The following is an 8,315-nucleotide window of genomic DNA, read 5'->3' on the forward strand; positions in this document are numbered from 1 at the left end:
ACTGCGCTTACTACTGGCGACGCCCCGCGTCGACCACCGTAGAAGGCATGAGAAACACAGACGTCATCACCGCGCGCGGGCTGCGCCGAACCTACGGCCGCGGCGACGACGCGTTCGAAGCCGTCAAAGGCGTGGACCTGGAGGTGCACGAAGGGCAGGTGTTCGCCCTGCTCGGAACCAACGGCGCGGGAAAGACTTCCACCCTCGACATGCTGGAGGGGCTCATCGCCCCCTCGGCAGGCGAGGTCGAAGTCTTCGGCCTGGACCCGCTCCGGCACCGCGACCAGGTCCGTCCGCGGGTCGGCATCATGTTGCAGTCGGGCGGGTTGCCCGCCGAGCTGACCGTCGCCGAGACGCTCGACATGTGGCGTGGAACGTGCACCGCGCCGACCACCGCCGAGGCAGTCTTGGCGCAGGTGGGCCTGACCGACCGATCCGGGGTGCGGGTCGGCTCACTGTCGGGTGGTGAGCAGCGCCGCGTCGACCTGGCCTGCGCCCTGCTCGGACAGCCGCGCCTGCTGTTCCTCGACGAACCGACTACCGGCCTCGATCCGGAAAGCCGGCGTGGGACATGGCAATTGCTCGCCGACCTCAAAGCGTCGGGGGTGACGATGGTCCTCACCACGCACTACCTGGACGAGGCCGAAGCGCTCGCCGATCAGATCGCGATCATGCACAAGGGCGCGATCGCGCGCAGGGGCACGCTGCGCGACATCGTCGACGACCATCCGGCGCGGATCGCCTTCGATCATCCCGGCCTGCCCGTGCCGCAGTTCCGCGGCGCCCGCGTCGACGCGCGAGCGCGAGTCACCATCAGCACCAACGACTTACAAGGCCACCTGTTCGAACTGCTCGGCTGGGCCGGCGAAGCAGGTGTGCGCCTGACCGGACTCGAAGCGCGCGCCGCATCCCTGGAATCGGTCTTTCTCGATATCGCCGAGGCAACCACTCCCACCCTGATCGGAGCACGATGACCACCACCCTGCCCGCCGGCGGATTTCGCCGTCGACCACTCGCCGCGCTCGCCACAGCGGAGTGGCTGCAGTTCCGGCGCAACAAGACTCTCGTCTACATGGCGACGGTCTTCCCGATCGGAATTCCGTTGGCCACCTACTTCATCGCCCGCAAAGACGCCGAGCCCACAGCGGCGATGGCGGCGGTGACCTTCGAATTGCTGGCACTGCTCGCCCTGCTGTTCGTGCAGTACTACTCGGTGCTGTCGATGGTGACCACCCGCCGTAGCGAAGGCGTCCTGAAACGGTTGCGCACGGGCGAGGCCGCCGACTGGCAGATCCAGCTCGCTCCGGCCATCCCGGGCGCCATCATGACGCTCGCGTGCACCGCCGTCATCGCCGTGGTGGTCTACGCCACCGGCGCCCCCGCGCCCGTCAATCCACTGGCGATCGTGGTAGCACTCGTCGGCGGGACAGTGCTGTTCTCACTGCTCGCCCTGGCCACCAGCGCGTACACCAAGAACGCCGAGGCCGCGCAGATCACCTCGCTGCCGGTGATGATCATCGCGATGCTCGGCATGTCCTCGATCCGCGGCGTACTGCCCGATCGGCTGGCGCAACTGGCCGACTGGACCCCCTTCGCCGCCGTCTCCGACCTCCTCTCCCTCGGCACGTCGGGCACGCTGTCGGCGTTCGCCGAATCCGACGCCGCGCTCGGCTTCGCCGATACCGTCACCGAATCCGGCCGGCCGTTTGCGACACTGGCGTTATGGACCGTGCTGGCGCTCGTGCTGACCCGCAAGAGCTTCCGCTGGGACGACCGCGGGTGATGCGCGCGACCGCCTGGTGGCACGAGCTGTCGGGAGCCGCCAAGTTCCGGCTCTACACCCGGCTCTCGTTCCAGGCGGTGATCGCCGTGCTCGTCGTCGTGCTGGCGATCAGTGCCGAGTCGGTGCCATCGGTGCTCGGGGTCGTTGCCGGTGGCATCGCGGCCGGGTTCGCGTTGGAGGCACAACCCGCGTTCGCCACCGTTCCCGGTGTGGTGGCGCGGCCGCGGATGTTGCCCGTCGCCATCGTGATGCTGGTCGCGCTGTGGGCGATCAGCGGGATCGTCGCCCGCCTGGCCACCGACGAGGCGACGGTCCTCAGCGCGCGCACGGTGGGCGTGTCCGCGGTGTTCATGGCGATCTTCTCCGTCATCCCGTTCACTCGCCACAAGTGGTGGATTCTGGTCGTTCTCAGCGTGGTCACTCCGCTGGTGGTCTTCGGTACGCCACTGGGCGCGGGCCTGCAGGGTGCGGCGGCGTTCCTGTTCACCGGGGTCTTCGCGATCGTGTTGACACGGCTCACCGTGTGGGGGCTGGGCATCATCGACGAGTTGGAGCGAACCAAAGGTGTCGAGGCGCAACTGCAGGTCGCCGAGGAACGGTTGCGCTTCTCGCGCGACCTCCACGATGTCGTCGGACGCGGCTTCTCGGCCATCGCGGTGAAAAGCGAACTGGCAGCGGCACTGTCACGGGCAGGCGACCTCGATCGAGCGACCGCGGAAATGGACGAGGTCAGAACACTGGCGGTCGAATCGATGGGGCAGATGCGCACCCTGGTGCGCGGCTACCGCAATATCGACCTGCGCGGGGAAGTGGCCGGGGCGCGATCACTGCTGTCGGCGGCGGGATGCGCACTCGTCGTGGAGGGTGACGCGGCCAAGGTGCCCGCGGCATTTCATGAAGTCGCGGCCTGGGTAGTCCGGGAAGGCACAACCAATATCGTCGAACACTCGGCCGCGACCACCGCGACCCTCGCACTCGGCGGGTCCGGCATGTCACTGCGCAACGACCGCCCGCAGGGCGCGATCGGTGAACGATCCGGGCTGCGCGGCCTCGGCGAACGACTCGCCGCTGTCGGCGCGACCCTCGACATCGCCACCTCCGGCGACGAATTCGCCCTCGAAATCCATTGGGAGAAGCAGTGATTCCCGTATTCCTCGCCGACGACGAGACCCTGATCCGCGCTGCCATGGCGACGATGCTCGGCCTGGAGCCCGATCTCGAGGTCGTGGCCCACGTCGGCTCCGGTGCGGAACTCGTCGCCGCGTGGCGCCGCAGGGCCGAGGACGGCGAGCCGGGCGCCGTCGCGGTCATCGATCTGCAGATGCCGGGCATCGATGGCATCGACACCGCCGTCGAACTGCTCCGGATCACCCCTGGAGCCGGCACTTTGATCGTCACCAGCCATGGCAGGCCCGGGTATCTCAAGCGCGCACTCGCGGCCGGTGTGCGCGGCTTCCTGCCCAAGACGACCTCCGCGGCGACGCTGGCCGAGGTGATCCGGTCGGTGCACAACGGTGGCCGATACGTCGATCCCGAGCTCGCGGCCGAAGCCATCAGCGCGGGCGACACCGTCCTCACCGCCCGCGAGGCCGACGTCCTCGAATTCGCCGCCGACGGCGCCTCCGTGGAGGACATCGCCAAACGCGCACACCTGTCCCCGGGTACCACCCGCAACTATCTGTCTTCGGCGATGACCAAGCTCGGGGTGTCCAATCGCTACGAAGCCGCCCTCAAAGCGCGCGAGAAGGGCTGGATCTAGCCCGTATTCGCCTAGGGTGTGGGGCGTTACGGTGCGACGAGAGGGATGGCGATGGCTGCTGCGCTGGTCAAAGGACAGAACGCGGGCTTGGCTTCGGGGGAGGTGGTGCTGTCGGTGCGGGGCGGCGTGGCCGCCGACCTTTCGGCACTGCTGGTGACCGAAGCGGGGAAGGTGCGTTCGGACGCGGACTTCGTCTTCTTCAATCAGCCGCAGGCGCCGGGTGTTCGGCTCCAGGGTGCCGCGCTCGAGGTGTCACTCGGCGCTGTGCCGGTCGAGATCGCGCAGATTCGCGCCGTGATCACTGTCGCGGCAGAAGGGGATACGTTCGGCGGCGCCACGTCGCCGGTGGCTTCGGTCGCCGACAGTGCGGGGAACGTGCTGCACGAGTACGTGATCGACGGCCTCGATCGCGAGTCGGTGGTGATCGCGCTCGAGCTGTATCGCCGGGGTGACCAGTGGAAAGTCCGTGCCGTCGGACAGGGCTACGCGGGCGGATTCGCCGACTTGGTCACCGACCACGGGGTGAGCGTCGACGACGAGCCGGAAGTGGTCGCGGAAGTTCGGACGGTTCCCGGCGAGGCCGCGCTGTCGTTCGACAAGCGCCAGAAGCTGGACATGCGCAAGCGCGAAGTCGTGAAGGTGCTGATCGACAAGAGCGCGTTCGGAGCCAGGGCGCGGGTGGTGCTGGTGATCGACAAGACCGGCAGCATGGAGAAGATGTATCGCGCCGGCACGGTGCATCGGGTCGTCGAGCGCATGATCCCGGTCGCCACGCAACTCGATGACGACGGCGTGCTCGAGGCCTACCTCTACGCGCTCAGCTACGTGAAACTGCCCGATATCACCGTCGAGGGCGGGGAGCAGTGGGCGCACACCTATCTCCATCTCAAGGGTACGCACCAGGGCGTCGACTACAACGCCATCGGCGGCCGCAACGACGAACTACCGATCATGCGCGCGGTCATCGACACCCTCACCGAGCCCACCCTCGTCCTGTTCTTCACCGACGGTGGCTTCGCGAAGAAGCGCGAGATCGCGGCCCTGATGCGCGAGGCCGCCCACCTGCCCGCCTTCTGGCAGTTCATCGGCCTCGGCACAGCCAACTTCGGTGTCCTGCGCACCCTCGACGAACTCGACGGCCGCGTCGTGGACAACGCGGGCTTCTTCGCCCTCGACGACATCGACCGGATCAGCGACGCGGAGCTGTACGGCAGGCTGCTCGGTGAGTTCCCCGACTGGCTGCGCGCCGCGCGGGCCGCGGGGATCCTTCGCTGACAGTCGTCCATCGGCGGGGATGCTCGTCATCGGTGGCCGGAAAACAGGTTGTCTCCGCAGGTGGGGATCGTTAGCGTGTCTACCGTTTGCAGTTCGCAGACTGGAAGGATCGACGCATGGAACCCATTACCGAACGCGACATCAGGTCGTCGTTCGTCAACTGTTCGAAGGGCGACGCCAAGCGCTTGAATGTGCCGCGTGACCTGGGTGAACGCCCCTGGAAGGATCTCGACTTCCTCGGCTGGACCGACCCCTCGTACGCGGGGCGCTGTTATATCTCGGTGCCGCGGGCGGACGGGCTGGTCAGCGTCGCGTTGCGGCACGAGACCGGCGGGTCGGGCAAGACACAGATGTGCACGATCTGCCTCACCACGCACTCCGGCGGCGGCGTTTCGCTGATGACCGCGAGCAAGACGGGCGAGTCGGGGCGCAAAGGCAACACGGTCGGTAGCTACATGTGCACCGATCTGGCCTGCTCGCTGTATGCGCGCAACAAGAAGCGGCCGTCGATGGGCAGCCGGTATCGCGAGGATCTGACGCCGGAGGAGAAGGCTCACCGCGTGGTCGAAAACCTGAACGCCTTCGTGGACCGGCTCTACACGTAGCCGACCCGACCCGCCGAACGACAGGAGGTAGATGCCGTGCGCCGACACTCGACAATCCGGTAAGCCCGAGTTCTGTTGAACCCCAACAGAACTCGGGTCGGTGTGTTCCTAGCCGGTCGAGTCGGCCCGGGCTGATCCCGGACCGTCCCGAGCGGAGCAGGAACCTAGAGCATCGCGTTCATGATGGTGCCCGCGCTGGTGGCGACGACGCCGCCGATCATCGCGCCCGCGACCATCTTCGGCGACTCCATGGAGCTGCCTGTCCACTTCTCCCAGGCGAACTTTCCGCCCGCGACAGTGATGGCGATGATGCCGGACAACAAGATGAACCAGGTCAGGTACCTGACCAGCTGCATGATCTTGTCCGCCAGTGGCGGTGCTTCGGGGGTCGGATTGCCGATCTGCGCCAAGGTATCGGTGACGGCGGCCAGGAGCATGGGGTCTCACTCGGTATCTCGGAGGAACGGGACGACGATGAACTCTGCACTGATGGTATCCGGTCATGTGTCACAGTGTCGGCGCCCATCTCGATCGAACCGATCGGTTTTGTTGGTGTGCAGGGGGTTCGCGCCCGTATCCTGGACCACGATCGAATACGGCAGGGCTGGAACGCAGTTCGCGTCACGCGATAGGGGAGCAGGCTATGAGCATCATTCTGACGTCGATGGCCGACACCATCACCACGTACGCGCAGATCGGCAACCCGTCGCCGGAAGCGCCTCCGCTGTCGGACAAGATCATGAAAATGGTTCAGTACCTGACCTGGTTCATGATCCTGTCGGGTGTGCTCGCCATCACCGTCGCCGGCGGAAAGTTCGCCTGGGAGAAGTGGACCGGCAGCTCCATGGAGTCGCCGAAGATGATCGCGGGCGCGATGATCGGCGGCGTCGTCGCCACCAGCGGCGGCACCATCATGAACGCGATTCTCGGTTAGATCCGCGCGCCCTTGGCGCGATTGCAGGCCCGGCACAGGATCTGCAGGTTCGTCACGCTCGTCGCACCACCGCGGCTGAGCGGGATGATGTGGTCGAACTCCAGGTAGTGGCCGTCGCCGCACTCGACGCACGCGCCGCCGTCGCGCTGCCACACCTGGGCTTTCACGTCCTGGGGGATGCTGCGGCTGTCGAGCTGTCCCGGCGTCAGGACCAGGCGTTTCGATACGCGCAGTGCACCTTCCAACGCTGCCGCCACATAGTCGGGGTCGGTGACGCCGAAGGTAGCGCCGCCGCGCGCCGAGGTCGCCGCGAGGACGACGGTGCCGTGCTCGGGATGCACCGACACCACCCGGTTCCACGGCAGCTCGATGCCGGTGCCGTCGCCGACGAAACGCAGCTTCTTGGAACTGCCGATGAGGCGGCCCTCGGTGTTGCGTGGGCCGCGCGCGAGCATGCGGATGTGGACGGCGGGCAGATCGAGGTGCACGCGTTCGTCGGGATCCAGATGCAGACCGGGGGTGTTGACGGTGGGCAGTTCGCCGGCGCGCAAGCGGGACAGGGTGCGGCCGCGATGCATTCGGCGACGCAGATCGTCGACGATGCCGCCCGACAGCGCCAGCTCGCTGACCACGTGTTCGAAAGCGTCCAGTTCCTCGGCGAACACCTCACCGTCGGCGAAGGCGAAGGCGACCATCCGCTCGACCTGGGTCAGACCCGCCTCGCGCAGCAGTGTTCGGCCGCGCTCCTCGTCGATGCGCTGGAAGCGCAGAGCGGCCCACACCTCGGTCCATTCCACCGACATCGTGCCGGGACCCGCGAGGACGCGCCTGGCTCGGTTGCGCCAGTGCGTGAGGAACTCCTCGATTTCGGCGGCACAGTTCTTGCACGGTCCGTGGCCACCGAACAGCTTGCGCCGCAGTGGGCTACCACAGCGGGTACAGCGGGTGCGGTGATCGTGGATGTGCGGGCGGACGCTCGAGGTCCACTCGTCGCCGTCCCACCAGCGGAGTTGATCGGGGGTTTCCGGGTCGGGGTGCCAGTCGGCGATCTCCGGGTCGACCGGTGGCGGGGGCGGCACGTCGATGACCCGGCGGGACAGGGCCGGTGGGCGCGTCGACGCCGGTCCGTCGTATCGCGCTGCGGCTGGATTCGCAGACTCGGGGGACGAGCGGTTCGCCCGGTGGTCGGCGCCGGGCAGATCGGCAGTAGACGTCGACGCGTCGTGCCGTGACGGCACACTCGCGAATCGTGCGCGATCGGCGGAGCGCGCGGCGTCGGCGGCTGCCCCATGCGGTCGCGCGGGCATCCGCGAGCTGTCGTCGGGAGTGATGCTGGGACGTCCGGTGGTGGGCTCGTCGACCGTGACCCCGAATTCACCGGCGAGTCCGGCCAGCCCGCCCGACCAACCCTGGCCGATCGCACGGAACCGCCACTGGCCGTCGCGGCGGTAGAACTCGCCGAACATCATCGCCTGGACGTCTTCGATACCGTCGATGGTGAACTGGGCGACCGGGCCGTCGGCGGCGTGCACGGTCAGCGTGAGGTCGAGGAGCTGGTCGAAGGTGGCGTCGTCGAGGGACGCGCTGATGACGATGCGCGCCACCTCGGGTTCGGTGCGGGGCAGTGAGATGCTCAGTCGCGCGGTGCCGGGGGCGGGCTCCTGGTCGAGGGTCACCGCCTGGGAGGCGTGCCGGGGTGCGTTGAAGAAGACGAAATCCCGGTCGGCGCGGACCAGGCCCGACTCGGTGACCAGCAGGGCGTGCGCGTCTACGGTATGCGCCGACCGCCATGAAACGACCACGGCGAGAAGCGATGTCGGTACCGGCGCGTGCGCACCCTTGCGTAGTTCCATGGTGCTCGCATGATGTCATGAGGGTCCGACAGGGTTTTTTTGAGCGCTGGCGCGCTCGAGTTCGCGGCCCCGCCGGTCCCGCTGTTCAGGTGCCGTTGCTTGCTCC

Annotated in this window: 9 protein-coding genes; 7 read left to right on the forward strand and 2 right to left on the reverse strand. The window is 67.5% G+C overall.

All coding sequences use genetic code 11. The features are described 5' to 3' along the window. Positions 1–47 precede the first annotated feature (47 nt). From ACFQ9R_RS26485 to ACFQ9R_RS26510, 6 genes are all read left to right on the forward strand, one after another. Complete coding sequence (locus tag ACFQ9R_RS26485) at positions 48–974, forward strand: ABC transporter ATP-binding protein (RefSeq protein WP_378994024.1); 927 nt, start codon at positions 48–50, stop codon at positions 972–974. Then, positions 971–1,783 (forward strand): ABC transporter permease, encoded by an 813-nt coding sequence (locus ACFQ9R_RS26490; protein WP_378994025.1) that lies wholly within the window; start codon positions 971–973, stop codon positions 1,781–1,783. Before ACFQ9R_RS26485 ends, ACFQ9R_RS26490 begins: the two co-directional genes overlap by 4 nt. Beyond that, complete coding sequence (locus tag ACFQ9R_RS26495; RefSeq protein WP_378994027.1) at positions 1,783–2,925, forward strand: sensor histidine kinase; 1,143 nt, start codon at positions 1,783–1,785, stop codon at positions 2,923–2,925. The genes ACFQ9R_RS26490 and ACFQ9R_RS26495 overlap by 1 nt, the downstream gene beginning before the upstream one ends. Beyond that, complete coding sequence (locus tag ACFQ9R_RS26500; RefSeq protein WP_378637725.1) at positions 2,922–3,542, forward strand: response regulator; 621 nt, start codon at positions 2,922–2,924, stop codon at positions 3,540–3,542. The genes ACFQ9R_RS26495 and ACFQ9R_RS26500 overlap by 4 nt, the downstream gene beginning before the upstream one ends. A gap of 51 nt (positions 3,543–3,593) precedes the next feature. Beyond that, positions 3,594–4,817 carry a VWA domain-containing protein gene (locus ACFQ9R_RS26505; protein WP_378994029.1) on the forward strand — a complete coding sequence of 408 codons (1,224 nt, stop codon included), beginning with the start codon at positions 3,594–3,596 and terminating at the stop codon, positions 4,815–4,817. Between the two features lie 116 nt (positions 4,818–4,933). After that, on the forward strand, positions 4,934–5,422 hold the full coding sequence (locus ACFQ9R_RS26510) for an FBP domain-containing protein (protein WP_378994031.1): 489 nt from the start codon (positions 4,934–4,936) through the stop codon (positions 5,420–5,422). A gap of 164 nt (positions 5,423–5,586) precedes the next feature. Here the strand turns inward: ACFQ9R_RS26510 and ACFQ9R_RS26515 are convergent, their stop codons facing one another. Further along, positions 5,587–5,859, reverse strand: coding sequence for a hypothetical protein (locus tag ACFQ9R_RS26515; protein WP_101469239.1), 273 nt, complete (start codon positions 5,857–5,859; stop codon positions 5,587–5,589). A gap of 206 nt (positions 5,860–6,065) precedes the next feature. Between ACFQ9R_RS26515 and ACFQ9R_RS26520 the strand changes: the two genes are divergently transcribed. Then, positions 6,066–6,356, forward strand: coding sequence for a hypothetical protein (locus ACFQ9R_RS26520; RefSeq protein ID WP_378994033.1), 291 nt, complete (start codon positions 6,066–6,068; stop codon positions 6,354–6,356). Here ACFQ9R_RS26520 and ACFQ9R_RS26525 read toward each other — a convergent pair. Next, entirely contained in the window at positions 6,353–8,209 is a 1,857-nt protein-coding gene (locus ACFQ9R_RS26525) for a TerD family protein (protein ID WP_378994035.1), read from the reverse strand. The genes ACFQ9R_RS26520 and ACFQ9R_RS26525 overlap by 4 nt on opposite strands. Positions 8,210–8,315: the final 106 nt, after the last annotated feature.

Origin of the sequence: Nocardia sp. NPDC056541 (assembly GCF_042794235.1) — a bacterium.
Taxonomy (GTDB): Bacteria; Actinomycetota; Actinomycetes; order Mycobacteriales; family Mycobacteriaceae; genus Nocardia.

Bases quoted from the DNA above. Each gene is read 5' to 3' on its own strand.
- ACFQ9R_RS26485 (WP_378994024.1), top strand. From the start codon at position 48: ATGAGAAACACAGACGTCATCACCGCGCGCGGGCTGCGCCGAACCTAC.
- ACFQ9R_RS26490 (WP_378994025.1), top strand. From the start codon at position 971: ATGACCACCACCCTGCCCGCCGGCGGATTTCGCCGTCGACCACTCGCC.
- ACFQ9R_RS26495 (WP_378994027.1), top strand. From the start codon at position 1,783: ATGCGCGCGACCGCCTGGTGGCACGAGCTGTCGGGAGCCGCCAAGTTC.
- ACFQ9R_RS26505 (WP_378994029.1), top strand. From the start codon at position 3,594: ATGGCTGCTGCGCTGGTCAAAGGACAGAACGCGGGCTTGGCTTCGGGG.
- ACFQ9R_RS26510 (WP_378994031.1), top strand. From the start codon at position 4,934: ATGGAACCCATTACCGAACGCGACATCAGGTCGTCGTTCGTCAACTGT.
- ACFQ9R_RS26515 (WP_101469239.1), bottom strand. From the start codon at position 5,859: ATGCTCCTGGCCGCCGTCACCGATACCTTGGCGCAGATCGGCAATCCG.
- ACFQ9R_RS26520 (WP_378994033.1), top strand. From the start codon at position 6,066: ATGAGCATCATTCTGACGTCGATGGCCGACACCATCACCACGTACGCG.
- ACFQ9R_RS26525 (WP_378994035.1), bottom strand. From the start codon at position 8,209: ATGGAACTACGCAAGGGTGCGCACGCGCCGGTACCGACATCGCTTCTC.